This window comes from Streptomyces sp. NPDC037421, from assembly GCF_055602105.1.
Map to the genome: position 1 here is coordinate 150,385 of NZ_JBVJWV010000001.1, position 24,721 is coordinate 175,105.

At 73.7% G+C, this 24,721-nt stretch carries 25 protein-coding genes and 2 pseudogenes; 10 read left to right on the forward strand and 17 right to left on the reverse strand.

What is annotated here, in order from left to right; translation table 11 throughout:
* The first annotated feature begins 12 nt into the window (after window positions 1–12).
* Complete coding sequence (locus ACZ7IF_RS00615; protein ID WP_470960942.1) at window positions 13–684, forward strand: transcriptional regulator; 672 nt, start codon at window positions 13–15, stop codon at window positions 682–684.
* Window positions 685–752: 68 nt separating this feature from the next.
* On the opposite strand, the gene ACZ7IF_RS00620 is transcribed toward ACZ7IF_RS00615, so the two are convergent.
* From ACZ7IF_RS00620 to ACZ7IF_RS00630, 3 genes are all read right to left on the reverse strand, one after another.
* Window positions 753–2,189: a nucleobase:cation symporter-2 family protein gene (locus tag ACZ7IF_RS00620; protein WP_470960944.1), complete on the reverse strand. Its 1,437-nt coding sequence runs from the start codon at window positions 2,187–2,189 to the stop codon at window positions 753–755.
* 284 nt (window positions 2,190–2,473) lie between these two features.
* Complete coding sequence (locus tag ACZ7IF_RS00625; protein ID WP_470960946.1) at window positions 2,474–2,671, reverse strand: hypothetical protein; 198 nt, start codon at window positions 2,669–2,671, stop codon at window positions 2,474–2,476.
* A gap of 184 nt (window positions 2,672–2,855) precedes the next feature.
* Window positions 2,856–3,554 carry a DUF4360 domain-containing protein gene (locus ACZ7IF_RS00630; protein WP_470960948.1) on the reverse strand — a complete coding sequence of 233 codons (699 nt, stop codon included), beginning with the start codon at window positions 3,552–3,554 and terminating at the stop codon, window positions 2,856–2,858.
* 259 nt (window positions 3,555–3,813) lie between these two features.
* On the opposite strand from ACZ7IF_RS00630, the gene ACZ7IF_RS00635 reads away from it, so the two are divergent.
* Window positions 3,814–4,770: a nucleoside hydrolase gene (locus tag ACZ7IF_RS00635; protein WP_470960950.1), complete on the forward strand. Its 957-nt coding sequence runs from the start codon at window positions 3,814–3,816 to the stop codon at window positions 4,768–4,770.
* Window positions 4,771–4,775: 5 nt separating this feature from the next.
* Here ACZ7IF_RS00635 and ACZ7IF_RS00640 read toward each other — a convergent pair whose 3' ends face one another.
* Window positions 4,776–5,597, reverse strand: a complete 822-nt coding sequence (locus ACZ7IF_RS00640) for a helix-turn-helix transcriptional regulator (RefSeq protein WP_470962256.1) — start codon at window positions 5,595–5,597, stop codon at window positions 4,776–4,778.
* 141 nt (window positions 5,598–5,738) lie between these two features.
* Between ACZ7IF_RS00640 and ACZ7IF_RS00645 the strand changes: the two genes are divergently transcribed.
* Window positions 5,739–7,157 carry an MFS transporter gene (locus tag ACZ7IF_RS00645; protein WP_470960952.1) on the forward strand — a complete coding sequence of 473 codons (1,419 nt, stop codon included), beginning with the start codon at window positions 5,739–5,741 and terminating at the stop codon, window positions 7,155–7,157.
* A 235-nt stretch (window positions 7,158–7,392) separates the two neighbouring features.
* On the opposite strand, the pseudogene ACZ7IF_RS00650 reads toward ACZ7IF_RS00645, so the two are convergent.
* Together ACZ7IF_RS00650 and ACZ7IF_RS00655 are read right to left on the reverse strand one after the other, a co-directional pair.
* A pseudogene (locus ACZ7IF_RS00650) lies at window positions 7,393–8,160 on the reverse strand (IclR family transcriptional regulator); the annotation flags it as partial.
* Window positions 8,161–9,029: 869 nt separating this feature from the next.
* Window positions 9,030–9,608 (reverse strand): RNA polymerase sigma factor, encoded by a 579-nt coding sequence (locus ACZ7IF_RS00655; RefSeq protein WP_241253482.1) that lies wholly within the window; start codon window positions 9,606–9,608, stop codon window positions 9,030–9,032.
* A 437-nt stretch (window positions 9,609–10,045) separates the two neighbouring features.
* Here ACZ7IF_RS00655 and ACZ7IF_RS00660 point away from each other — a divergent pair, with 437 nt between their 5' ends.
* A complete protein-coding gene (locus ACZ7IF_RS00660; RefSeq protein ID WP_470960954.1) occupies window positions 10,046–10,477 on the forward strand; it encodes a VOC family protein in 432 nt (143 codons plus the stop codon).
* A gap of 36 nt (window positions 10,478–10,513) precedes the next feature.
* On the opposite strand, the gene ACZ7IF_RS00665 is transcribed toward ACZ7IF_RS00660, so the two are convergent.
* Window positions 10,514–11,146: an NADPH-dependent FMN reductase gene (locus tag ACZ7IF_RS00665; RefSeq protein ID WP_470962259.1), complete on the reverse strand. Its 633-nt coding sequence runs from the start codon at window positions 11,144–11,146 to the stop codon at window positions 10,514–10,516.
* 308 nt (window positions 11,147–11,454) lie between these two features.
* Here ACZ7IF_RS00665 and ACZ7IF_RS00670 point away from each other — a divergent pair, with 308 nt between their 5' ends.
* Window positions 11,455–12,198: a polysaccharide deacetylase family protein gene (locus ACZ7IF_RS00670; RefSeq protein ID WP_470960956.1), complete on the forward strand. Its 744-nt coding sequence runs from the start codon at window positions 11,455–11,457 to the stop codon at window positions 12,196–12,198.
* 84 nt (window positions 12,199–12,282) lie between these two features.
* On the opposite strand, the gene ACZ7IF_RS00675 is transcribed toward ACZ7IF_RS00670, so the two are convergent.
* Window positions 12,283–13,158: a hypothetical protein gene (locus tag ACZ7IF_RS00675; RefSeq protein ID WP_470960958.1), complete on the reverse strand. Its 876-nt coding sequence runs from the start codon at window positions 13,156–13,158 to the stop codon at window positions 12,283–12,285.
* 420 nt (window positions 13,159–13,578) lie between these two features.
* On the opposite strand from ACZ7IF_RS00675, the gene ACZ7IF_RS00680 reads away from it, so the two are divergent.
* Window positions 13,579–14,688 (forward strand): mechanosensitive ion channel family protein, encoded by a 1,110-nt coding sequence (locus tag ACZ7IF_RS00680; protein WP_470960960.1) that lies wholly within the window; start codon window positions 13,579–13,581, stop codon window positions 14,686–14,688.
* 20 nt (window positions 14,689–14,708) lie between these two features.
* On the opposite strand, the gene ACZ7IF_RS00685 is transcribed toward ACZ7IF_RS00680, so the two are convergent.
* A complete protein-coding gene (locus tag ACZ7IF_RS00685) occupies window positions 14,709–15,563 on the reverse strand; it encodes an SDR family NAD(P)-dependent oxidoreductase (RefSeq protein ID WP_470960962.1) in 855 nt (284 codons plus the stop codon).
* 87 nt (window positions 15,564–15,650) lie between these two features.
* Here ACZ7IF_RS00685 and ACZ7IF_RS00690 point away from each other — a divergent pair, with 87 nt between their 5' ends.
* Window positions 15,651–16,103, forward strand: a complete 453-nt coding sequence (locus ACZ7IF_RS00690; RefSeq protein WP_470960964.1) for a MarR family winged helix-turn-helix transcriptional regulator — start codon at window positions 15,651–15,653, stop codon at window positions 16,101–16,103.
* A gap of 18 nt (window positions 16,104–16,121) precedes the next feature.
* Here the strand turns inward: ACZ7IF_RS00690 and ACZ7IF_RS00695 are convergent, their stop codons facing one another.
* Genes ACZ7IF_RS00695 through ACZ7IF_RS00705 form a run of 3 tightly spaced genes read right to left on the reverse strand, consistent with a single transcriptional unit; the run spans window position 16,122 to window position 18,813 of the window.
* Window positions 16,122–16,646: a hypothetical protein gene (locus tag ACZ7IF_RS00695; RefSeq protein WP_470960966.1), complete on the reverse strand. Its 525-nt coding sequence runs from the start codon at window positions 16,644–16,646 to the stop codon at window positions 16,122–16,124.
* A 39-nt stretch (window positions 16,647–16,685) separates the two neighbouring features.
* A complete protein-coding gene (locus tag ACZ7IF_RS00700) occupies window positions 16,686–17,558 on the reverse strand; it encodes a PhzF family phenazine biosynthesis protein (RefSeq protein ID WP_470960968.1) in 873 nt (290 codons plus the stop codon).
* Between the two features lie 10 nt (window positions 17,559–17,568).
* Window positions 17,569–18,813: an MFS transporter gene (locus ACZ7IF_RS00705; protein ID WP_470960970.1), complete on the reverse strand. Its 1,245-nt coding sequence runs from the start codon at window positions 18,811–18,813 to the stop codon at window positions 17,569–17,571.
* Window positions 18,814–18,895: 82 nt separating this feature from the next.
* Between ACZ7IF_RS00705 and ACZ7IF_RS00710 the strand changes: the two genes are divergently transcribed.
* On the forward strand, window positions 18,896–19,762 hold the full coding sequence (locus ACZ7IF_RS00710) for an ArsR/SmtB family transcription factor (RefSeq protein ID WP_470960972.1): 867 nt from the start codon (window positions 18,896–18,898) through the stop codon (window positions 19,760–19,762).
* Window positions 19,763–19,781: 19 nt separating this feature from the next.
* Here ACZ7IF_RS00710 and ACZ7IF_RS00715 read toward each other — a convergent pair whose 3' ends face one another.
* Both ACZ7IF_RS00715 and ACZ7IF_RS00720 read right to left on the reverse strand, forming a co-directional pair.
* Window positions 19,782–19,931, reverse strand: a complete 150-nt coding sequence (locus ACZ7IF_RS00715; RefSeq protein WP_470960974.1) for an MFS transporter small subunit — start codon at window positions 19,929–19,931, stop codon at window positions 19,782–19,784.
* A pseudogene (locus ACZ7IF_RS00720) lies at window positions 19,883–20,335 on the reverse strand (MFS transporter); the annotation flags it as partial. The pseudogene ACZ7IF_RS00720 and the gene ACZ7IF_RS00715, both read right to left, overlap by 49 nt.
* Before the next feature lie 99 nt (window positions 20,336–20,434).
* On the opposite strand from ACZ7IF_RS00720, the gene ACZ7IF_RS00725 reads away from it, so the two are divergent.
* Window positions 20,435–21,337, forward strand: a complete 903-nt coding sequence (locus ACZ7IF_RS00725; RefSeq protein ID WP_470960976.1) for an alpha/beta fold hydrolase — start codon at window positions 20,435–20,437, stop codon at window positions 21,335–21,337.
* A gap of 101 nt (window positions 21,338–21,438) precedes the next feature.
* Here the strand turns inward: ACZ7IF_RS00725 and ACZ7IF_RS00730 are convergent, their stop codons facing one another.
* Window positions 21,439–22,488, reverse strand: a complete 1,050-nt coding sequence (locus ACZ7IF_RS00730) for a cation diffusion facilitator family transporter (protein ID WP_470960978.1) — start codon at window positions 22,486–22,488, stop codon at window positions 21,439–21,441.
* A gap of 103 nt (window positions 22,489–22,591) precedes the next feature.
* Here ACZ7IF_RS00730 and ACZ7IF_RS00735 point away from each other — a divergent pair, with 103 nt between their 5' ends.
* Window positions 22,592–23,158, forward strand: coding sequence for a YbaK/EbsC family protein (locus tag ACZ7IF_RS00735; RefSeq protein ID WP_470960979.1), 567 nt, complete (start codon window positions 22,592–22,594; stop codon window positions 23,156–23,158).
* Window positions 23,159–23,180: 22 nt separating this feature from the next.
* Here the strand turns inward: ACZ7IF_RS00735 and ACZ7IF_RS00740 are convergent, their stop codons facing one another.
* Complete coding sequence (locus tag ACZ7IF_RS00740) at window positions 23,181–24,092, reverse strand: SDR family oxidoreductase (RefSeq protein ID WP_470960981.1); 912 nt, start codon at window positions 24,090–24,092, stop codon at window positions 23,181–23,183.
* The gene (locus tag ACZ7IF_RS00745) at window positions 24,089–24,703 is read right to left on the reverse strand and encodes a TetR/AcrR family transcriptional regulator (RefSeq protein WP_470960983.1); all 615 of its coding nucleotides are present in this window, start codon (window positions 24,701–24,703) and stop codon (window positions 24,089–24,091) included. The genes ACZ7IF_RS00740 and ACZ7IF_RS00745 overlap by 4 nt, the downstream gene beginning before the upstream one ends.
* Window positions 24,704–24,721: the final 18 nt, after the last annotated feature.

The window sequence follows — 24,721 nt, forward strand, 5'->3', positions numbered from 1 at the left end:
GCGCGCGCCCGCATGGGTTTGAGCACCGTTCAGGTGGCCGAGGCCATGGCGGCCTGCGGGAGCCCGGTCCATCCCGCCATGGTCGCGGCATGGGAGCAGGGCTCCCACGTCCCTTCCGACCAGCACCTCTTCGCCCTGGCCGATGTGCTGTGGTGCGACGCGGCCACCCTGATGGGAACCGCGCCGAGGACGCTCGCCGAGTTCCGGCTGGCCCGCCGGCTGAGCGTGGAGCGGCTGGCGTACCGGCTGGGCATGGACCCGTCGGAGTACCGCGCCGCGGAGGCGTCGGGGCAGTGGCACGGGGACTCCTGGCAGACCCGGGTGCTGGTGGAGGCCCTGGGGCTGTCCCTGCGCGCGCTGACCACGGTCACGGGCCGCGCGCAGGAGCTGGAGGAGCACCTGCGGGCGGCGGTGGCCGGACGCTGGAAGGCGCACGTCGATCCCGTGGTGGAGATCGTCTCCGTGGACGCGACGAGCGTGGGCGACGCGCTGCGGACGATGCACGCGGAGCTCTCCGCCTTCTCCGAGCGGTACATGGGGCACCTGGTCGCCCGCAACGACGACGCCAGGCTGAAGGAGACGGCCGCGGAGCGGTCCGCCTACCTGCGCCGCCTGGCCGACCACTTCTGGGAACTGGTAGGCGAGCAGGGCGAAGCCGCGCCCCGCCACCCGGCGGGCGGCTGACGCGGGCCGGCGGACGCACCCGGGCGGGCCGGGAGGGGTACGGACTCCCCTCCCGGCCCGCCGGCCGGTCAACGGGCCGGTGCCGCGACCGCCCGCCCGGGCGGGCCGTCCTCCTCGATGTCGACGTCGTCCCAGTCGATCTCCATCGTGCTGCGGCTCGTGAAGACGTTGAAGAGCAGGTTCAGCAGGATGGCGGTGAGGGCGCCGAGCGTGATCCCGCTGTCGAGCACGGCCCGGACGTCGTCGGGCATGCGCTCGAAGAAGGGCTTGACCGTCGTGGGCAGCAGCGCCGCACCGAGACTGACCGCGAGGATCAGGGTGTTGCGCTCCTCGCGCAGGTCGGCCTTGGCCAGGATCTGGATGCCGACGGCCGCGACGATGCCGAACATGGACACCGCCGCCCCGCCCAGCACGGGGTGCGGGACGGAGGCGACCAGGCTGCCCGCCTTCGGCAGCAGGCCGAGCGCGACCATGAACACGCCGGCCGCGACGACGACGTAGCGGCTCATGACCTTCGACATCCGGACGATGCCGATGTTCTCGGCGAAGGCCACGTAGGGGAAGGAGTTCAGGACGCCGCCGAGGACCGTCGCCACGCCGTCGGCGCGCAGGGCGCGCGCGACCGTGTCGGCGTCGACCTTCTTGCGGGTGATCTCCCCGATGGCGTAGACGTCGCCGGTGGTCTCCACCATGGTGATCAGCATGACCACGAGCATCGCGGCGATCGGGAGCAGTTCGAAGCGCGGCATTCCGTAGTGGAAGGGGGTGGTGACCCCGATCCAGTCGGCCTGCGCCACGGCGCCGAAGTCCACGTCCCCGAAGAGCCAGGCGACGGCCGTTCCGGCGACGAGTCCGAGGAGGACGGCGAGGCTGCTGAGGAAGGGCCGGCCGACGCGGACCAGGGCCAGGATGAAGAGCAGGGTGCCCAGCGCGTACGCGAGGTTCTTCGCCGACCCGTACGCGGACGTGCCGATGAGGTGGGCCCCGCCCGCCGCGTCCTGCAGGGCCACGGGGATGAGGGTGATGCCGATGACGGTGAGGATCGTGCCGATGACGACCGGCGGGAAGTACTTCACCAGCCTGCTGAAGAGCGGGGCGAAGGCGAAGGTGGCGATGCCGGCCGTGATCACCGCGCCGTAGACGACGAGCAGGCCGGCGGTGCCGCCGCCGGCGCCAAGGCCGATGGCGATCATGGGTGAGACCGCGGTGAAGGTGACCCCCTGGACGAGGGGGAGCCGGGCACCGGCCTTCCAGACGCCGAGGGCCTGGATGATCGAGGCTATGCCGCAGGTGAGGAGGTCCGCGTTGATGAGGTGGACCAGCTCCTGTCGGCTGAGTCCGAGCGCGTTGCCGAGGAGGACGGGGACGATGACCGCCGCCGCGTAGAACGCGAGCACGTGCTGGAAGCCGTACAGGGCGAGCTTGGGGAACGGGAGGAGTTCGTCGACGGGGTGCACGCCCTGTCGTGCGGACTGCCGGGAGGACTGTCTGGTGGCTCTTGCCATCTCTGCCTTGCCTTCGCGAGGTAGGTGAATGAGAGGACCGCCGCGCTCCAGCCCCGGGGTGGCGGGACGAACGCAGGCCGGCTCGCATTGAGCCGACGTCGGGCGGTGTTGCCGACAGCACGTCGCTCTGGATGCAGATTACGTCCCGGATTGGCGGGACATCCTTCGATCGCCACCCGGATCCCTGACTGGGCATGGGATCCGAAGGGGCCTTTGACCGGAGGGCGCTCACCATAGCCAAAGGGCGGGTTTCCTCGCGAGTAACCGGAGCTTCCGCTTCCCGATCAGGGCCGGCGCAAGGCCGGGTGGGGGCCTTCGGCGGACTCCCCCGCGGGGTCCGCGGACTCCGCGGACTCCGCGGACTCCGCGGGGACCTCGGGCTCGTCCAGGTCCTGAAGGCCCGGGAAACGGTAGGGGTCGAGCGCCCACTGCGGCGTCCCGGAGGAAAGTCCGTACGTCGGTGCGGTGTTCACGGTGCTCATCGGACCTCCCGGTAGTGGAGTCATCACTGAACGTCATGACTGATCACTCTCCGCATCCGGTTGCCGGGGCGGGACATTCCCACCCGAACGTCCCCAATGACATCTCTTCACACCAGCTCCCGGCATGCGCGAGGGGCCGCACCCGGGAAGATCCCGGGTGCGGCCCCTCGCGGTCCGGCCGGTGTCAGCGCCGCTGCGGGCACGTCTTCCAGGAGAAGTGGTACACGGTGTTGAAGCTGCCGTCGGTGGAGTCCATCGCGACGAAGCTGGTGGTGTTCGCCGCGTCGGAGGAGCCGACCTGGGCACGCAGCTCGGTGTTGATGTTCAGGTTCCTCTTGGCCCCGCAGGGGTGGAAGACCAGGGCCTCCACGGGCACCGCGTCCGACACCTGCCAGTTGCCCTCGGAGGGGCCGATCAGGGAGTGGCTGCGGTAGGCGGACTGGCTCATGCCCTGGAAGTAGTAGGTGGCGTTCTGTGTGGCGCTCGCGCCGGGCGCGAGGCTGACGAAACCGCGGTAGTCGGCCTTGGCGATCGCGTAGGTGTAGCCCTGGGGCACGTTCACGCTGAGGCCGAGCTGGCAGTTCTTGCGGAAGTCGGTCGCCTTGGCGTCCTTGCCGACCTGGGCGAGGTACTCGCTGTACGTCACCGTGAACGCCGTGTTGTCCGGGGACACCGCGACGTTGGCGGTGCCGGGGCGACAGCCGGAACCGTTGACCTGGACCACGTCGATGGTGATCTGGCCGGGGGGTGCGGGGGCCGGGACGGTGGCGATCTTGCCGGCGGGGGCGGGGACCGGGCCGACGGGCGCGGCGCCCGCGGAGGGCGCGAGGGCGGCAGCGGCGAGCGCGGCGGCCGCGCCGGCAGTGAACACCGTTCTGAGCATGGGGAGTCCTTCCGATCGCTGCTGTGCGTGATCGGCACGAACCGTTCCACACTCCCCGCGGCCATCGGCGCAGGCGCGGCAGCCACGACCCCCGCCACCCCGTACGCGACCCCCGTCCGGGGCAGTCATCCGACCATCACATCGCGCGCCGGGGGGCGATGTCCGCCACGCCCCGGCCGTGTTTTGGCTCGTAAGGGGCGGCCCGCGCGGCCGTCCGGCGGCAGACTGGGCCGCCCAGGCCCACGAGGAGGTCCAGCGCGTGCCCGTTCCGATCATCATCGACTGCGACCCCGGACACGACGACGCCTTGGCGATCATGCTGGCGGCGGGGGATCCCGGCGTCGACCTCCTCGCCGTCACCACCGTCGCCGGGAACCAGACGCTGGAGAAGACCACCCTCAACGCCCGCCGGGTCCTGACCCTCGCCGGCGTCACGGACGTGCCCGTCGCCGCGGGCTGCGACCGGCCGCTGCTCCAGCCGCTGGCCGTCGCCGCGGACGTGCACGGCGAATCGGGGCTGGACGGACCGCGGTTCCCGCCGCCGACGGTGGACCTGGCGCCCGAGCACGCGGTGGACCTCATCCACCGGATCCTCATGGAGCACCCCGAACCGGTCACCCTGGTCCCCACCGCCCCGCTGACCAACATCGCCCTGCTGCTGACCCGCCACCCCGGCAGCGCCGCCCGCATCCGCGAGATCGTGCTGATGGGAGGTTCGGTGGGGCCGGGCAACCGCACGCCGGCGGCCGAGTTCAACGTCTACACCGACCCGGAGGCCGCCGCCGTCGTGTTCGGCAGCGGCGTACCGGTGACCATGTGCGGGCTCGACGTGACCCACCAGGCCCTCGCCACGCCCGAGGTACTGGCCCGTTTCGAGGCCCTCGGCACCGAGATCGGCTCCGTCTGCGTGGAACTGCTCACCTACTTCGCCTCCGCGTACCGCCGGCTGTGGGGCATGCCCCATCCGCCGCTGCACGACCCGGTGGCGGTGGCCCGGGTGATCGACCCGGCGATCGTGGGCTGCGCGGACGCCAACGTCGTGGTCGAGCTCCAGGGCCGCTACACCCGCGGCGCCACCGTCGTGGACCTCCACGACTACGTGGGCCGGCCGGTCAACGCGCGGGTCGGCACGACCCTGGACACGGAGCTCTTCTGGGACCGCATGGTCGGCGCGGTGGCCGCCCTCGGCTCCCGCGGCTCCTCCCCCGGCGCTTGAGCCGCTCAGCCCGCCACCGGGTACATCAGCCCGCGCCGCCCCTCGGGCGAGGTCAGCCACTCCAGCTTCTCCGCGGTGTCCGTGCCCGGCAGCGGGGTGTGCAGCACGATCGACAGGTCGGGCCGCGCCGGGACCCGCAGCTGGGTCGACTCCACGTGCAGCGCTCCGACGACCGGGTGCCGCATCCGCTTCTGCAGCTGGCCGCCGGGGCGGATGTCCCGGCGCCTCCACAACGCGGCGAACTCCGGACTGAGTTCGAGCACCTCGGCGACCACCGCCCGGAACCCGTCGTCCCCGGGATGCTCCGAACAGGCCGCCCGGAACTGGGCCACGACATCGCACGCGACCCGGTCCCACTGCGGGGAACGGTCCTTGTAGATCGGGTCGGTGAAGAAGGCGATCAGGCAGTTCTGCACGGTCTCCGGGCTCATCCCGAAGACCAGCGCGGCCGCGTCGTTGTACATCACGGTGTTCCAGTAGGTGTCCATGATGTGCGCGGGAAAGGGCATCCAGGCCTCGATCAGCCGCCGCAGGCCGTCGCACATGTCCCGGTCCCCCGGGGCCACTTGAAGCGCCGGCGGGTTGAGCCCCGCGAGGACGTACAGGTGCCGCCGCTCGGCGCTGGTCAGCTTCAGCACCCGGCTCACGGAGTCCAGCACCTGTCCGGAGACGGTGATGTCGCGGCCCTGTTCCAGCCACTGGTACCAGGACACACCGACCCCCGCCAGCACGGCGACCTCCTCCCGGCGCAGCCCCGGCGTGCGGCGGCGGGCCCCGCCGTCCGGCAGCCCGGCCTCGGCCGGCGAGATCCTCGCGCGCCGGCTCATCAGGAACTCCCGCAGCTCCGCCCGGCGGTGCTGGTCGATCGGCGTTGCCACGAATTCCCCCTGTTCGGCTCCCTGGTGGTGCCACCAACAGGATAAGTTCCCACTCTTCACGGGCATTCCCGCGCCGCGAGGGTGGTGCCCATGACGACAGACACACGGACCCCCGCGGTCAGCGGGCCGCACACGGCGGCACCCGAGAACACACCCCGGCTCACCGGCCGGGCCAAGCTGGTCCTCTTCGTGCTCTGCGCCGCCCAGTTCATGGTGGCGCTCGACTTCTCCGTCCTGAACGTGGCGCTGCCCGCGCTGGGCAAGGACCTGGGCCTGAGCCAGTCCGGCCTCCAGTGGGCGGTGACCGCGTTCACCCTGCCCTCCGGCGGCTTCCTGCTGCTGTTCAGCCGGATCGGCGACCTGTACGGCCGCAAGAAGCTGTTCCTGGCCGGCCTCGCGGCCTTCACCGCGGCCTCCCTGCTCGCCACCTTCGCCTGGGACCCCGCCTCCTTCCTGGCCGGGCGCGCCCTGCAGGGCCTGGGAGCGGCCGTCATCGTGCCGACCGGCATGTCGCTGCTGACCACGACGTTCCCCGAGGGCCCGCTGCGCGACAAGGCGCTCGGCATCTCCGGCACCCTGCTGTCCCTGGGCTTCACCGTCGGCATGGTGCTCGGCGGTGTCATGACCGACACCCTCGGCTGGCGTTCCACCATGGGCCTGCTCGCGGTCGCCGGGCTGCTCGTCCTGTTCCTCGCGCCGGGTCTGCTGTCCGAGTCGCGCACCCCGGAGCGGCCGCGCCTCGACGTGCCGGGCGCCGTCACCGTCACCGGCGGTCTCCTCGCCCTGATCTACGCCCTGTCGACGGCGGCCGAGCGCGGCTTCGGCGGCGCCGACGTCCGCGCCACTCTCGCGGCCGGGCTCGTACTGCTCGCCGCGTTCGTGGTGGTGGAGTCGAAGTCCCCCGCCCCGCTGGTGTCGCTGCCGATGCTGCGGCGGCGCACGGTGGCGTGGGGCAACATCGGTGGCCTGGTGACCTTCGCGATGATGTCCACGGTCGTCTTCGTGCTGACCCTCTACCTCCAGGAGACGCTGCGCCTGTCCTCCTTCCTGACCGGGCTGGTCTTCGGCGTGCAGGGCGTCACCTCCGCCCTCGCCGGCGCGTACGCCCCCCGGTTCATCGGCCGCTTCGGGGCCCGCCGCGTCCTGATCGGTTCCCTGCTCGCCCAGGGTGCCTTCACCGCCGCGCTGCTCGGCATGGGCACGGACTCGGGGGCCCTGCTCGCGGCCCTGGCCGTGTCGGTGGCCAGCATGGGCCACCTCGGCTCGATCATCTCGTACGGGGTGATCGTGACGAGCGGTGTGCCGGACGAGGAGCAGGGGCTCGCCACCGGTCTGGTGACCACCACCCAGCAGGTCGGCCTGACCGTCGGCATCCCGCTGCTCGGTGTCCTGGCCACCACGCAGGACGCCCTGTTCGACGGGGTGCGGCTGGTCCTGGCGATCGACGCGGCCATCGTGATCGCCGCGGCCCTGCTGGTCGTGGCCGGTCTCGGCCGGCGGAAGGCTTGACGCGCGGCGGAGCGGGCCGGGGCGCGGATGCCCCGGCCCGCTCCGGCGCGTCGTCGGTGCCGGAGGGCCGGCCCCGGGTGCGGGGCCGGCCAGGTCGCTAGACGGTGGTGGAGAGGAAGGGGCTGTGCAGTCCGGCCGGAGCGGCCTCGCCGGCCGCCGCGGCCCGGAACCACTGGGGTCCCGGGGCGGGGGGTGCGCTGACGACCGGTGCCGGGGCGGGCTGCGCGCTGCCGGCCACGATGAGGGCGAGTAACACCGCGGCGGCCTCGCTCTGCAGGATCCGGGCGGCCTGCCTCAGCCGGCCGGGATCGGGGACGGGGATGGACAGGGCCACGCATTCGGGGTTCGGGCCCGAGGTGATGGGGACGGCCGCGCACACCGTGCCGAGGGCGTACTCCTGGAGGTCGAGCAGCGGGGCATTGGGCCTGCGCGTGTCGAGCTGGTGGAAGAGGGCCTTTTCGCTGCCGATGGTGTGCGGGGTGAACTTGGACATCCGGTGGCGGTCCAGGTGGTCCTTCCTGTCGTCGTAGTCGAGCTGGGTGAGCAGGGCCTTGCCGACGGCGGAGGCGTGGGCGGCGGACCTGAAGTCGACCCATTCCTCGACCACGGGTGTGCCGGGGCCGTCGGCGTACTGGGTGATGGAGACCTCGCCGTCGGTGTAGCGGGCCACGTAGACGGCGGCGCCGACGGCGTCGCGGACCCAGGCGAGTGTCTCCTTGAGGTGGCCGCGCCCCTCGCCTCCGGCCGCGTCGGTCAGCAGCAGGGCGTTGCCTGCGATGTAGGCGTCGGGCCCGGTCGGCGCGGCCAGGCCGGCGCGGACGAGCTGTTCCACGGCCCGGGCGATCACCAGTTGCGGCAGTTTCGTCTCGCGGGCGACCTGGGTGAGGCTGACGCCGCCCGAGTACCGGTTGACCACCTCCAGGACGCGCAGCGCCTGGTGTACGGATTCCAGCGCGGCGGGCGCGGGCTGTCCTTCGGGACTCTTGCGGGCGGCGTGCGTCAGGTGCGGCTGTTTGAGCGCTTCGAGCGCCCACGCGTTCGCCTCGCCCGTCAGGTGCAGGGGGTTGAGGCGTGCGTGGTGTGCCACGGCCACGGCGACCGGCGGGCTGGGGGTGAACACGTCCCCCAGGTCGGGGTGTTCGTGGTTGGGGCGGGCCGCGACCGCCTGGCGCAGCCGTGCGGGCAGCCGGTAGGGCGGCCGCGCGGCCCGGCCGGGTCCGCTGGTGAGGGAGCTGAGGTCCTGGGTGGTGATGGGCGGGGAGGTCCAGATCACGGAGGCGGCCAGGGCCGCTTCGAGGTCCTCGGGGATCTGCGGCAGGTGCGGCAGGTGTTCCTCGGCGGGCAGGGTCCGGGCCTGCTGCTTCCAGTGCCGGGCGGTACGGACCTCCGCGCGGGAGAGGTGGTGGAGGTAGAGGCACTGCGCCGCGGTCCGGGAGCCCGCCCCGGCCGCGTACTGGAACCAGAACCGCGCGCCCTCCGTCCGCTCCGTCAGGTGGAGCAGACAGCCGAACAGCAGGGCCGAGTCCACTCCGTGGGGCCAGGATTCGGCGTGCAGGGCGAGTTCCGCGAAGTCCCGGCTCTCCACGAGGGACCAGGTGACGTCGTCCAGGACGCGGGCCGCCCGCACGTGGCAGGCGGCGTCGAGGACCAGGTCGTCGTGCTCGGCGGGGGCGGTCTGCCCGCGGGCGGGCAGGTCCGGGCCGGTGGCGCCGCCGATCGCGGAGCGGGCCCGGTCGGCCACGATCCGGCGGGCGATCCGGCGCCGGGCGGCGCCCTCGTCGTAGCCCGCGTACTCCTCCGCGAGCACCGCGGCGTTCTTCAGGGCCGCGTCCAGTTCGCACAGCGGCATGTCACGGTCAGCGGGCATGTCGCTCACTGGTCCTTCTCCTCTCCGGGGATCCAGTCCACCCCGAGCTTGCGGGACAGGGTTCGGCGTGCGCCGCGTACGTGCGAACGGACCGTCGCGGGGGAGATCCCCATCATCCGGGCGACCGTGTCGGAGTCGTTGCCCAGCAGGAACGCCAGCAGCACCACGTCGTACTGCCGCTCGGACAGCTCCGCGATGGCCGCGTACAGGCCGAGCTTGGACTCCAGCAGCTCGAGCCGTTCCCGCGACGAGCGGCGCAGGGCCGAGAACCACGCCGTCTCCACCATAGCCACCTGGCGGCCGAGGGCCGCCAGCCGGCGTTCGACGTGTTCGCGCAGCACCGCCCAGGCGAAGCCGTGCAGGCTCGCCTCCTTGAGGGCCTGGCGCCACACCTTCAGGAGGAAGGTGAACACGTCGTCGACGACTTCCTGCGCGTCCTTGGCGTTGCCCAGCTGGAGGTGGGCGTAGCGCAGGTACGCGCGGTGCTGTTGGGAGTGGAAAGCGGTGAACTCGACGGGCAGGACGCCCGCCAGTTCACTGGAGACCGTCTGGTCCCCCGCTGGGTCGAACTCGCCTTCGCTCATGCACTCCCCCACCGTTGCTCGTCGCCGCCCTCCAGGGCGGTGGGTGTCACATCGCTCGAGAAAACACGGACCGTGGTGGTGACTATCAGCGCGAGGGCGACAATCTCGGCAACATTCACTGCGGCGCGGAACCTTCCAAGTGGTGTGTGGGGTGTTCGGCTGATCGCCCCCGTGTGCGGCAGCCGTGGAGCGGCAAGCGCCCCCCATCACCACCCCATCGGAAATCACGCCCGATCGTGCAAGCCGGTCCCGGAATTCTTCCGGAAGAGTGGCATCCGCCGTCCCGCACGCCCCCTGCGCACCAGCGCGCGCCCCCGTGTACGGGTACGCGCCCCGCACCGGGCCGTGGCTGCGCCTGCGGGCGCCGCGCCCCTTCCTGCGGGAGACTCGGACCCAGTGCCGCGCCGGGTCCGCCGGCGCTCCCGAGGAGGTTCCGCGTGAACTGGACGCTCGAAGTGGTCCCGGTCCCCGTCACCGACATGGACCGGGCCAAGGAGTTCTACGCCGACGCGGTCGGCTTCGGGGTGGACCTCGACGACGAGGTCGCCCCCGGTGTGCGCATCATCCAGCTGACCCCGCCCGGGTCGCGGTGTTCGGTGGCGCTCCTCCAGGGGATGCCGCCCGCGCCCGGTACGGCGGTGATGGCGCCGGGCACGCTGCACGGCCTCCAGCTCTGCGTCACCGACATCGAGGCGGCACGCGCGGAACTGGTGGCGCGGGGCGTGGACGTCTCCCCGGTGCGCCGCCTCGGGGCGGCGGGCTGGGAGGACGGGAAGGGCGACACGTGGAACTCGTTCCTGACCTTCCGCGACCCGGACGGCAACGGCTGGGTGGTCCAGGAGGCGCCCTCGGAGCTGTCGCAGCGCTGAGCGGGGCCGGCCCGGGCGCGTCCCGGGCGCCGCGGCTCAGTCCTGGGCGCGGGCGGTGACCGGCGCGTCGGTGCGGTCGCCGAGGAACTCGTACCAGCGGCGCTGGAGGCACAGGTAGCGGGTGTCGGCCTCGGCGAGGTCGAGGAAGGAGCCGACGGTCGCCGTGAGGCGCTCGCCGAGCCCCCGGTCGCCCAGCGCCCCGTCCTCGGTGAACTCCTGATGGGCCATCGCCAGGCTGAACATGTCGGGGTAGACCCGCGCCCCGAGGTGTTCCAGCGGGACGCGCAGCGCCCACAGGCCCCGGTTGCCGCCCACCATCGAGGGCGAGGCCGACACCAGCAGGACCTGCTTGTCCTTGAAGGGCTGCGGCCGGACGCGGGAGACCCAGTCGACGGCGTTCTTGAGCACGCCCGGGACGGAGGCGTTGTACTCGGGCGAGGCGATGACCAGGGCCTGCGCCGCCTCGATCCGCTCGCGCAGGGCCAGCGCCCCCGGCGGCACGCCCTCGTCGGCCTCCAGGTCGCCGTCGTACAGCGGCATCGGGAAGTCGCCGAGCATGGCGGGTTCGGCGGTGGCGCCGGCCCGTACCACCAGGCTCGCGACCAGGGCGGCCAGGCGCGCGTTGACCGAGCCGGTCCGGGAGGAGCCCGAGAGCACGAGCACGTGCAGCGAGGCCCTGCCGGTGAGTTCCCCGTCCTGCGGGCGGGCCGGGTCCGACGGGAAGCGGTCCTGGTCGGTGGTGTTCACGGCTGTCTCCCTTGCCGGTACGCGGCCTGCGGTGACGGAGGCGGGGGTGCCCGAAGCGGACTGTACGGTGCCGCCCGCCGGGACCGGGGCCGGGCGCACCGTGTCCCGGCGGCGCGGCCGACGGAGATCACCCGGGTGCCCGGCACGGCTGCGCGGCGCCCCGCCCGGGGCTCTCGCACACTCGTGGCAGCACCGCGCGGGGCGGTGCGGTGGCCGAGGGAGCGACTGTGGTGGATGTGGGACGACGTGCCGCGATGGCGGCGCTGCTGGCCGCGGGTCTGGTGCCGGCCCCGAGTGCGCTCGCCGCCGCGGCGGGGCCGCGGCCGCCGGCGTCGCTGCTCGGGCAGGAGATCCGGCGGCTGCCCACCTCGCGCAGGGTGGTGGCGCTCACCTTCAACGCCGCGTGGGACGAGAGCGGCCTCGACACCGTCCTGACGGAGCTGCGGCGGCGGAAGGCGGCCGCCACCTTCTTCCCCACCGGCCTGTTCGCGAAGGCCCGTCCCGCGGCCGTGCGGGCGATGGCAGCCGCCGGGCACGGGCTGGGCAACCACTCCCACAGCCACCCCTACTTCAACGGCCTCGACACGGCGGAGCGGGTGCGGGAGGTGCGGACCGCCGACGCGGCGATCCGTACGGCGTCCGGGGCCGAGCCGCTGCCGTTCTTCCGGTTCCCGTACAGCTCGACCACAGAGGACGCGGTGGAGGACGTCAACGACCTCGGGTACGCGGCGATCGAGTTCACCAACGACACGAACGGCTACCTGGGTCCGGCCGGCGGGATGACGGTGGACAAGGCGGTCCGCAGGGCGGTCGGTTCCCTGGGCCCCGGGGCGATCCTCCAGATGCACGTGGGCAGCAGCGCGGGCGACGGGGTCGTCCTCGACGCGCAGGCCCTGCCGCGGATCATCGACGCGGCGCTGGAGGAGGAGTACGCGGTCGTCGACCTGCGCGAGTTCCTCACGGCCGCGCCGTGACGGGCGACCGCCCGCCCCCTCGGCCGCGGGGGCCGTGGGAGCGGGCGGTCGGAGTGTCACGTCCGTGCGGTCAGGGCGCCGGAGCTACCACCAGATGACGACGTAGCCGTCGCCGCCGGGCTGTCCGCCGCTTCCGCCGAGGCTGGGAGTGCCGCCTCCCGCCCCGCCGTCGCCGCCCTCGGCGCCGCCCGGGGGAAGGGCGACGATGCCGTCGGCGGGGGCTCCGCCCAGGCCGACCGCCGTACCCGCGCCACCGGGCGAACCGGCACCGCCACCGCGGTTCACGCCGCCCGTGGTGCAGGAGCCGTTGCCTCCCGCTCCACCGGCGCCGCCGGCACCCGGGGTGGTGGTGCCGCCGCCGCCACCACCGCCGCCACCGCCACCGGTGGCGGTGGCGAGGGTGGTGTTGGTCGCCGCCGCGACGACGGTCGTGTTGCCGCCCTGGTCACCGGAGTCGCCCGCGGTGCCGGTGGTGCCGCCGGCCCCGCCGTCGCCACCGGACCCGCCGTCGCCGACGTCCACGCCGTAGTCGGCCAGCGGGCGGACGTTGAGGGTGCACCAGGTGAAGCCGCCGGCGCCACCGCCACCGCCCGCGCCGCCCGGGCTGGTGGCGGAGGCGCCACCGCCGCCGCCACCGCCGCCGCCGGCGCCCCAGGCCTGGACGAACACGGTGGTGACGCCCGCCGGGACGGTGAAGGTGTTGTCGGAGGTGAACTGCCGCAGACCGTGCGGGAACTGCGAGGGCTTCTTCTTGTGGTCGTCCCTGCCCTTGTCCGGGTTCCTCTGCTTGTCCTGGACCGACGGCGCGTTGTGGCCCGACGGCTTGGGGCCGTCGGCGGAGGCCGCCGGGGCGATCGCCACCAGCTGGGCGCTGAGGGCGGTCGCGGCGGCGATGGAGGCGAGCAGCACCCGCGACCGGGTCCGGGACCGTTGGGACACCTTGTGAGCGTTCAGGTTCATGGCTTCCTTCCCCGCCGACGCCGAGAAGCGCCGCGGGAGCGCGAGGGAACGGTTGCGTGGGCCCCCGTGGCCCGTTGGCCGGGCCGGGTGCCTCTCCACGCGCTGCACATATCACCGCTCCCCGCCACCCGGGCCGGCCCGACAGGCCGCGGGTGTGGGCCGGTCAGGTGAGCGGTTCGTCAACACGGAGCAACCCCGCCCTCCCCCGTGGGGAGCGGTCCGGTGCGGGTGGAACGGCGGGGTCGGGGTGCGGGGGCGGCCGGGGCATGGGGCAGGATGACAGTTCCGTTCGGAATGCGTACATCCGCTCCAACGTGGCTGCGCACAACACGACCTGACAGGTGACAAGGTGACGACACAGCACATACGGCGGCCGGCGGCGGCCCGTTCCCTCGCCCTCCACGGTGCGGGGGCCGGCCGGTGACCCGGGACCTCGTCCTGCACGACTGGGTGGTGGCCGGCATCGCGCTGGCCACCGGTGGCGTGGCCGGTCTGGTGCTGCGGGCGCTGATGAAGTGGCTGGCCAAGCACGCGAGCCGGACCAAGTGGAGCGGGGACGACGTCATCGTCGACGCGCTGCGGACCATCGTCCCCTGGGCAGCCGTGATCGCCGGGGTCGCGGTGGCCGCTTCGGCGCTGCCGCTCACCGCGCGGGTCGGGGGCGTGGTCAACCAGTCGCTGACGGCGGTGCTCATCGTCATCGCCACCCTCAGCGCGGCCCGGGTGGTGGCGGGTCTGGTGCAGTCGGTGGCGGCGTCCCGTACGGGCGTCGCGGCTTCCGCGACGATCTTCGTCAACATCACGAGGATCGTGGTGCTGACGATGGGCGTCCTCGTGGCCCTGGAGACCCTCGGGGTGTCCATCGCCCCGCTGGTCACCGCTCTCGGGGTGGGCGGTCTGGCGGTCGCGCTGGCCTTGCAGGACACCCTCGCCAACCTCTTCGCGGGGGTGCACATCCTCGCCTCGAAGACCGTCCAGCCGGGTGACTACATCCGTCTGACCAGCGGCGAGGAGGGGTACGTCGTCGACATCAACTGGCGCAACAGCGTGGTGCGCAACCTGTCGAACAACCTGGTGATCATCCCCAACGGCCGCCTCGCGCGGACGAACATGACCAACTACAGCCAGCCCGAGCAGAAGCTGTCGATCCTGGTCCAGGCCGGGGTCGGCTACGAGAGCGACCTGGAGCACGTGGAGCGGGTGACCCTCGACGTGGTCGACAGCGTGATGGCCGACATCACCGGCGGGGTCCCGGACCACGAGGCCGCGGTCCGCTTCCACACCTTCGGGGACTCCAGGATCAACTTCACGGTGATCCTGGGGGTGGGCGAGTTCAGCGACCAGTACCGGATCAAGCACGAGTTCATCAAGCGCCTGCACCAGCGGTACCGGGCCGAGGGCATCTCGATCCCGGCGCCCGCGCGCACGGTCTCGCTCCGGCAGGACGAGGCGGGCGCGCCGCTGTCCGTCCCGCCGTTGCCGCATCAGCGGGACGCGTCGTCCGAGGTGCTGGCGGACCGGCGGCGGTAGGCGTTCCGGGCCCCCGGGCGTCAGCCCACCCAGGCTCCCGTCATGGCCTGGACGGCCGAGCCGTCCAGGTCGGCGAGCTTGAGGCCGACGAAGTCGCGGGCCCAGTCGGAGGTCTGGATCCGGAAGGCGGGCTCCTCGGCGGTCAGGGCCTCGGTGATCGGCGCGGCCGCCTCGGCCGGGGTCTGGGCCCCGGCGAACGACTTGACCGTACGCTCGACGTACGTCCGCAGCGCCGGGGCGTAGGGGCCCGCCGCGGTGAGCATGGCGGGCACGTCCACTCCGATGGTGTTGACGAACTCGCTCGCCACCGCGCCCGGCTCGACGAGGGTGACGGCGACGCCGGCGGTCGCGGCGACGGGGGCGAGGGACTCCATGAAGCCCTCGACGGCGAACTTGGCGGCGCAGTAGGCCTCGTTGAAGGGCTGGCCGATCACGCCGCCGACGCTGGTGACCGTGATCAGGCGGCCGCGCGAGGCGCGCAGGTGCGGCATGGCGGCGCGGGTGACCTGGACGACTCCGAAGAAGTTGACCTCCATCGTGGCGCGGACGTCCTCGACCGTGTCCTGTTCGATCGTCCCGACCCGGCCGGCGCCGGCGTTGTTGACCACCGCGTCGAGCCGTCCGTGCTCGGCGAGCACCTCCTCCAGGCAGGCGTCGATGGACGCGGGGTCGACCACGTCGAGCCGCTTGACCTGGACCAGGTCCTCGACCCCCGCCTCGGCCGCGGCCCGGCGCAGCGGTTCCGCCTTCGCGGTGTCGCGCATGGTGGCGACGACCTGCCAGCCGGCCTGGGCGGCGGAGACGGCGGCCGCGAGGCCGATGCCGGAGGAGGTGCCGGTGATCAGGACGGTGTTCGGGGTTCCGCTCGCGCTCATGAGGGGCTCCGGGATGGGGAAAGAAATCAGTGTGTGCACACACAATATATTTATGTGCGCGCACACGCAAGCGGATAGGCTGCCGGTATGGCGCGCATAGACCTCACCCCGGGTGACCTCACCGCCCGCGACCACGCCTTCTACGGCCTGATCTGGGCGGGCACCACCCTCTCCGCCCGCATCGACCAGGAGCTCACGCGGGCCCACGGCCTGCCGCTGTCCTGGTTCGAGGTGATGCTGTGGCTGAACAGCCAGAGCGAGCCGGTCGCCGCCTCCGCCCTGGGGGCCAAGACCCTCCTCAGCCGCAGTCAGGTGTCCCGGGTCCTCGACCAGCTCCAGGCCCGGGGCCTGGTCGACCGGGTCCCCTCCCCCACGGACGCCCGCTCCGTGTGCGTACGCCTCACGGCCGAGGGCCGCCGCGCCTTCGCCGAGGCGGACGCGACCCGCCGGGAAGCCCTGCGGGAGGTCTTCGACGACCGCCTCGACGACGCGGACATCCAGGCGCTGGGGACCGTGTGGGCGAAGCTCAAGCGCCGCTGATCCCGCCCCCGCGACCGCTCAGGACCGGGTCGGAGCCGGGACGGAGGGCTGGGGCTCGGAGTGTCCCCCGTAGCAGAGGAGCGTGATCAGGACGTGGGTCGTGGGCTCCTGTGACGACTGGGTGCCGCCCGTGAGGGAGGCGGTCGCCGTCCAGTTGCCCTTGCGGACGCTGAGGACCCGCGGCCCCATGTCCGGCCCCGGCTGCCAGCCGTAGGCGGAACGGGCCCGGTCGAAGGCGGCCTTCAGGGCCGCGTCCGCCTTCGCCGTGGGCGGCCGGCCGGTCAGCATCTCGTGGCACTCGATCGCCTGCATCTGGAGCTCCGGCGGGTTCCGCCTCAGCTCGACCCCCTGCTCCGCCATCGCCGACGTCAGGTCCGCCACCACCGCGTCGGGCGGCAGCGGCGGCCCGGAGAAGCGCGGCGGCAGCGGCCCCAGGTCCTGGAGCGGGTGCGCGCAGGCCCCGCCCGTCAGCATGACCAGCGCCACCAGCCCCAGCCGCCGTCCCCATCGCACGATCCCGCCCGCCCTTCCCGTTCCGTTCACGGTCGAGCAGTCTCGCATCCCGCGGAACGGCGCCGGCGGTCAGGGCAGTTCCGCGAGGGTCCCCTCGCCGAGCAGCACGACGGGGCCGCCCACCTGGACGCCGCGGACGTCCGTTCCGCTCCCGTGCGCGGCGATGGTCATCTCGCTGGGGCGTCCGGTGAACCGGCCCTGGCGCAGCACCACGGGCTCTCCGTCGCCGATGCGGCCGTGGCGGCGCAGGTACGCGGCCGCGCAGCCGGCGCCGCTGCCGGTGGCCACGTCCTCCAGGAGGCCGTCGTTGGTCCAGTGCCGCCCCTCGCGCGCGTCGGCGTCGAGGAGGTAGGCGTAGCCGGCGCCGAGGCGGGCGAGCGGCGCGTCCAGCGGTGCGGTGATCCGGGCGCGGGCCAGCGAGTCACCGCGTACGGGGAGGAGCAGGTAGGGCAGTCCGGTCGACACGGTCTCCGGGGGCAGCTCGGGGTCCAGGTCCCGGGCGTCCAGGCAGAAGCGGGCGGCGAGCCCCGCGGCCTCCGCGGCCGCGGGGCGGCCGAGGAACACCGCGGGCCCCTGGTCGAGCGTCGCCGCGTACCGGCGCGGCCCGTGCCGGCGGGTGGCCACCCGCACGGTGCGGGCGCTCAGGCGCAGGGTCCAGGTGGCGGCACCGGTCCCGGGGGCGTACAGGGCGTGCAGCACGCTCGCGGCGCCGATGACGGGGTGGCCGGCGAAGCCGAGTTCCCCGGTGAGGTCGAAGACCCGTGCCCGGCAGGTGCGCGGGCGGGCGGGGTCCCGTACCAGGAAGACCGATTCGAAGTGGCGCAGTTCCCTGGTGACGGCCAGCATCTGAGCGGGGCTCAGCGCTTCGGCCTCGGGGAACACCGCGAGGCTGTTGCCGCTGTAGGGGCGGGGGGCGAAGACGTCGACGTGGTGGTAGCGCACCGGGAACCCCCTACGACCGTACGAGGGGTCGCGCGGCGGGCAGTTCGCCGGACGTCCGCAGCGGGGAGAGGAGCAGGGGAAGGACCGCGAGGAGCTCTCCCAGGGCGCCGATCCACATCGCCGGCCGGGCCCCGAGCCACTGCCCCAGCAGTCCGCCGAGGAGCGCGCCGACCGGCATGGCGCCCCACACCACGAAGCGGAACGTGGCGGCCGTCCGGCCCAGCAGGGGCTCGGGGCAGATCCGCTGCCGGTACGCTACCGAGGTGATCTTGAAGGTCATGAAGGCGGTCCAGCCCAGTCCCTGGAGGGCGACGGCGGCAGCCAACCGCCAGTCGTCCTGGTAGAGGGGTACGGCCGACAGCCACAGCACCCCGCTGGTGATCACGGACGCGCACATCGCCCGGCCCTGGCCGAACGCAGCGGCGACGCGCAGGGTGAGCAGGCTGCCGAGGAGGCCGCCCAGGGCCTCGGCGGTGAACACGGCCGCGCAGAGCAGCGGGGACAGGCCGAGCTCTCCCGCGAGCAGCACCATCAGCATGGCGGCGCCGACGGTGCCGAACAGGTTGGAGACGGCGGAGGCGAGGGTGATCGCGCGCAGGGTCCGGTCGCCGAGGACGAAGCGCAGCCCCTCGGCGATCTCGGCGCGCAGGCTCGTGCCGCTCCGGGCGGCGGGACGCGGCTCGGGGCGGCGGACGCGCGAGACGAAGAACGCCGAGAGGAGGTAGCTGGCGGCGTCGACGGCGAGGGCCACGGGCGCGGTCAGCGCGCCGACCAGGACTCCGGCCAGGCCCGGCCCGCCGACCTGGGTGATGTTGCGGGTGGCTTCCAGCCTGACGTTGGCGTCGGCCAGGCGGTCCGCGTCGACCAGGCGCGGGAGCGCGCTCTGCGCGGCCACGTCGAAGAAGACCGTGCACACCGACATCCCGAAGGCCACGGCGTACAGCTGGGGGAGCGACAGCACGTCCAGCCAGGCGGCCGCGGGAACGGACAGGAGCAGGGCGGCGCGGCCCAGATCGCCCGCGATCATCACGGGGCGGTGGCGCAGCCGGTCCACCCAGGCGCCGGCGGGCAGGCCGATCAGCAGGAAGGCCAGGTACTCGGACATCACGAGCAGTCCGGCCTCGAACGCGGTGGCGTCGAGAGCGCCGATGGCCACGAGCGGCAGCGCGAGGAGGGTCACGGCGGAGCCGGCCTGGCTCACGGTGTCGGCGGTCCAGAGCCGGCGGAAGTCGGCGAGGGGGTGGTGGTTCTTCATGTCCGCGAAGATGTCGGCCGCGGGGGTGGTGGGGCCAATGTTTTAGGCTGTGCGAAAAGGTCCTGCTGGTGGGGGTGGGTACGTGGGTGAAGTGCGGTTCGGGGTGCACGACATCGCGGGCATCAGGTTCGCGGTCTCGCCGCTGTGGGAGACCGTCGCCGGCTTCCGGGCCACCGCGGATCCGGGCCGGCACGCTGTCCATCTGCCGTGGATCAAGCAGGCGTTGGCGCTGCGCGAGGACCGCTCCCTCGCCGGGCGGATCGCGCCGCTGCGCGCCGCGGCCGCCTCCCCGGGGTTCACCACCCCGCCGCCGCGCTGCCCGCTGGCCGAGTTCGAGGAGGAACTCGCCCTGACGGGGGCCGCGCCGGAGCTGGGCGAGGCCCTGCGGGCCTGGTGGGAGGCGGCGGTCCGGCCGTACTGGCCGCGGATCCGGGCGGTGCTGGAGGCGGACATCGCGTACCGGACGCGCCAGCTCGCCGAGGACGGCATCCAGGAGGTGTTCGCCCGCCTCCACCCGGCGCTGCGCTGGACCGGCGACCGGCTGGTGTCCGCGGAACTGCCCCCGGCCGGGCTCGGCCTCGGCGGCAGGGGCATCACCCTGGCCCCCAGCGCCTTCGCGGCGCGCTGCCACCTGCTGGCCGGCGCCGGCACCACGCCGCCGGCCCTCGTCTACCCCTCGCGGGCGGTCGGCGGCCTGTGGGAGCGGCGGAGCACCTGCGCGGACGGGCTGGCCCGGCTGCTGGGCCGCAGCCGGGCCCGGCTCCTCGCCCTCACCGGCTCGCCCAGCACGACGACGCAGCTGGCGGCCCTCAGCGGGCTCAGTCTGGGCGCGGTCTCCCAGCACCTCTCGGTGCTGCGCGACGCGGGCCTCGTCACGAGCCACCGCTACCGGCGCGAGGTGCACTACACGGCGAGCGAACTCGGCACCGCCCTGCTGGACCGGACCTGACGGCCCTCGCGCACTCCGCTCATCCCGTGAACAACTGGCGTATTTTCAGGGCGAGTTCGTACCTCCCGTAGCCGAAGGGCAGCCCGGCCCAGAGCCACGCGACGGCGAACGGCACGCGGTGCCCATGATGGCGATGCCGGTGGCCATGCCGGGCCGGTCGGGGAACCACCTGATGAGGGTGGAGACCGGCGAGATGTAGCCGATGCCGAGGCCGACCCCGCCGGCGCAGCCGTAGCCGAGCACCACGATCCAGTACTGGCGGGTGGCGGCGCCGAGGGAGGCGACGAGGAACCCGGAGGTGAAGCAGACGGCGGACACGGTCATGGCCCGGCGCGGGCCGTGCCGCTCGACCAGGGTGCCGCCGAAGGCGGCGGAGAGCCCGAGCATCACGATCGCGAGCCGGAACGGCAGGGCCGACGCGGTTCCGGAGGGGCCGAGGGAGGTCTCCAGCGGCGGTTTGAAGACGTTCCAGGCGTAGGCCTGGCCGATGGCGAGGTGGACGGAGAGCGCGGCGGGCGGAACGAGCCAGCGGCTCCAGCCCGGTGGGGCGGGCGTACCCGGTCCGGCGAGCATGCCGCGGACCGTACCGCACGGGCGAGCGGCCGCGTGAGGGCCTCCCGGGCCGTTCCCCGGCGGTATGTTCGGCGTCTTCCCATCCTGTGAGGAGACGGCGTGACGGTGAGCGAGGAGAAGGCCGTGGGCGTGGGGCCGGCGGGCATCGAGGTGGCGTACGAGCGGTGGGGGGACGCGCAGGCCCCGCCGGTGCTGCTGGTCATGGGCATCGCCCTCCAGATGCACGGGTGGCCCGACGGCTTCTGCGCGGAGCTGACGGGGCGCGGCGTGCAGCTGATCCGGTTCGACAACCGCGACGCCGGCCTGTCCACCCATTTCCCCGACGCGCCGGTGCCCGACGTGCCGGCGGCACTCGCGGGCGACCTGTCGTCCGCCTCGTACTCCCTGTCCGACATGGCCGGCGACGCGGTGGGCCTGCTGGACGCGCTGGGGCTGGACAGCGCCCACGTGGTCGGCCTGTCGCTGGGAGGGGCGATCGCCCAGACGATGGCGATCGAACACCCGGGCCGGGTGCGCTCGTTGACCTCCCTGATGTCCACGACGGGCGACCCGGCGGTGGGGCAGCCGGACCCCGGGGCGCTGGGCGCGCTCGCGGGGCCGGCGCCGAAGAGCCGCGAGGAGGCGGTCGACCGGACGGTCAACGCCGTGCGGGTACTGGGCTCACCGGGGTTCGCCTTCGACGAGGCGGCGGTGCGCGAGCGCACCGCCCGCGCCTTCGACCGGTCGTACGACCCGCTCGGCATCGCCCGCCAGGCCGTGGCCTCGGTGGCGTCCGGCGACCGTACGGCGCGGCTGCGGTCGCTGCGGCTGCCCACGCTGGTGATCCACGGCGCCGACGACCCGATGTGCGACGTCAGCGGCGGCCGGGCCACCGCCGGGGCCGTACCGGGCGCCGGGCTGGCGGTCTTCGCCGGCATGGGCCACGACCTGCCGCGTCCGCTGTGGCCCGAGATCGCCGCACTGATCACGGACCACGTCCACCGCACCGAGGCGGGCCGCTGATCCTCTGGGTCCTGTCCGGGCGGTCTTCGTGGCCCGCGAAGACCGCCCGGACTGGGCCCAAGGGCTTGCAGGGAAGCGACACCTTGATTCCCTGCAAGCCCTTAGGCAGCGAGGTGGCCGACGGCGGGTGTGTGGTCGGTGTGGACGGTCGCGGCCGCCATCCTGGGGACCGCCCGGATCAGGGCGTGCTCGGCGGCGAGCGCGAGTTCGTGCGCCTGGACGACGGTCAGGTGGGCGCCGACCACGATGTCGGCCTCGGCGCGCAGGGTGTGGCCGATCCACCGCATGCGCAGCTGTCCGACGCCGAGCACCCCGGGCACGTCCCGCAGGGCGTGCTCGGCGGTGTCCACGAGGGCGGGGTCGACGCAGTCCATCAGCCGCCGCCAGACCTCGCGGGCGGCGTCCTTCAGGACCAGCAGGATGGCGAGGGTGATCAGCAGGCCGACGAGGGGGTCGGCGGCCCGCAGGCCGGCCGCGGAGCCCGCGGCCCCCAGCAGGACGGCCAGTGAGGTGAACCCGTCGGTGCGGGCGTGCAGGCCGTCGGCGACCAGGGCGGCGGACCCGATCCGCCGGCCGGTGCGGATGCGCAGGCGGGCCACCCATTCGTTGCCGGCGAAGCCGGTCAGCGCGGCCGCGCAGACCGCCCACAGGTGGGTGACCTCCCGGGGGTGCAGGAGCCGGTCGACGGCCGTCCAGGCGGTGAGGGCGGCGGACGCGGCGATGGCCAGCACGATGAGCACGCCCGCCAGGTCCTCGGCGCGGCCGTAGCCGTAGGTGTAGCGGCGGTTGGCCGCGCGTCGGCCGAGGACGAAGGCGATGCCCAGCGGTACGGCGGTCAGCGCGTCGGCGGTGTTGTGGACCGTGTCGCCGAGCAGCGCGACCGACCCGGACAGGGCGACGGTCACGGCCTGGGCGGCGGCGGTCGCCCCGAGCACCACGAGGGAGATCCACAGCGTGCGCATGCCGTCGCGGGAGGCCTCCATGGCAGCGTCGACCTTGTCGCCGGCGTCGTGGCGGTGCGGGGTGAGCAGGTGCCGCAGCCCGCACCGCCGGCCGTGCTGGTGATCGTGATCGTGATGATCGTGATGGTGGTGATCGTGCCGGTGCTGGTGCGTGGAGGTGCTCCGGCCGCTGCTCCGATTGCCGTCCATGGGGCCTACGTTGGCACAGGGAGCCCATTGCGGCTACAGCCGTCGTACCCGCCGTGACCAGGTGCGACGGCCTCGCACCTGCGCACCCTGTTAACGTGCGGGCATGCGCGCCCCCATCGGACCCTTCGAAGACGCCCGCCCCGCCCCCGACTGCCTGGCCGAGCTCGTCGCCCCGGTCGCCGAGGCCGTGCGCGGCCGGCACCGCGAGGACCCGGCCGCGGCCCGGCAGATCGTCTACGTGGACACCGACCCGGCGATCGCGGACACGGCCGCCTTCGTCGGGCACTACGGCCGGGAGCTGCTGGGCCGGTCCGCGAACTGCGTGGTGGTCGCCGCCAAGCGGGGCGGCGGGACCACCCTGGCCGCCTGCCTGGTGCCGTCGGCGGCGCGGGCCGATGTGAACGGGGTCGTCCGGAGGCACCTGGGGGCCCGCAAGGTGTCCTTCGCGCCGATGGCCACGGCCGTGGAGCTGACCGGCATGGAGTACGGCGGGATCACCCCGCTGGGCCTGCCGGCCGACTGGCCGCTGCTGGTGGACGCGGCGGTCGGCGACATGCCCTACGTCCTGGTCGGCAGCGGCCGCCGGCGCGGCAAGCTGATCGCCCCGGGCGGGCTGTTCGCCCGGCTCCCGGGTGCGGAGCTGATCGAGGGCCTCGCCGTCACGCCGTAGCTGCGGCGCGCGGCGCCGTCCGTCAGAGGGGGTCGCCGAGGGGCCCGTACTCCTCTTCCAGGTTCTCGGCCCAGTGCGCCGCGAAGTCCGGCCGGCTGCCGTCGGCGTCCGTGAAGCCGTACTCCCGGTAGAGACCCCAGGTGGCCAGGGCCCGGCCGGACTTGGCCATGACGCCGGGGTCGGCGGCCAGCGCGGCGACGGCCCGGCCGAGGTAGGCCGGGGTTTCGGAGTGGGCGAAGTTCGGGTCCTTGGCGGCGCCGTCGCGCCAGTTGTCCTCGGTGACGCCGAAGTGCTCCAGCAGGGCCTCCGAGCGCAGGAAGCCCGGGGTGATGGCCACGGCCGCGACGCCGTGGGGCCGCAGTTCGGCGGCCTGGGCCACGGCGAGGCGGATGACCGCGGACTTGGCCAGGTCGTAGAAGAAGGTGCCGCGGTAGCGGGCGGTGTTGCCGTCGGTGACCTCCACGACCAGGCCGCTCTTCCGCGCGACCATCAGGGGGAGGGCGTAGCGGCTGGTGATGATGTGGGTCTCCACCGCCTGCCGCAGCAGCCGGAGCCCGGTGTCGAGGTCCTGTTCCCACAGGGGGTGTTCCCAGTCGGTGAGCGGGTCCCCGCCCCAGACGGAGTTGACGAGGACGTCGAGCCGTCCGTCCTGTTCGTCGGCGATCCTGTCGACGAGCGCCCGGACCTCCTCGGGGTTGCCGTGGTCGGTGCGCACGGGGATGCCGAGGCCGCCGGCCGCGGTGACCCGCCCGGCGGTCTCCTCGATCGTTTCCGGGCGGTCCAGCGCGGAGCGTCCGCCGGTGCTGCTGCGGCCGGTGACGTAGACCGTCGCGCCGGCGGCCCCGAGTTCGACCGCGATGCCCCGGCCGCCGCCGCGGGTGCCGCCGGCGACCAGCGCCACCTTCGCGGCCAGTGGGCGTACGTCCTTCGTCATGCTTCCTCCTGGTCATGGGCGTGGTGGGACGGGACGTGCGGGGACAGTGCGACGCCGAGCTCGTGCCGCAGCCGCTGCCGCAGGCTGCCTTCGCGTTCGAGCGCCCAGGTCAGGCCCGTTCCGGCGGTGACCGCCCGGACGGTGCGGGCCAGCGCCGCGACGTCGGTTCCGGCGCGGAGCTCGCCCGTGGCGGCCGCTTCCGCCAGCAGCTCCGCGATGACCCCCGTCTGGACCCGGTGTACGGCGAGGGCGCGCTCGTAGAGCTCCGGATCGGTGAGGTCCGCGCACAGGAACGCCAGGTGGTGGGCGAAGCTCTCCGGGGTGGCCATCTCGGACACCGTCTCCACCGTCAGCGCGGTCAGGGCGCCGAGCGCGGAGTCGTGGCCCAGGCGTACCCGCCCGGCCAGCTCGCCGGCCTCCCTGGCGGACTGGTCGGCGAGGGCCAGCAGCAGGCCGCGCTTGGACCCGAACCGCTGCACCAGGGTGCCCGGCACCAGCTCCACCTCGCGGGCCACGGCGGCGAGCGTGAGCCCGGCGGGTCCCACGCGGCCCATGACCCGGGCCGCGGCCCGCAGGATCACGGCGTCTTCCACCCCTCGGGGACGGGCCACCGGCACATCTCCATCCGT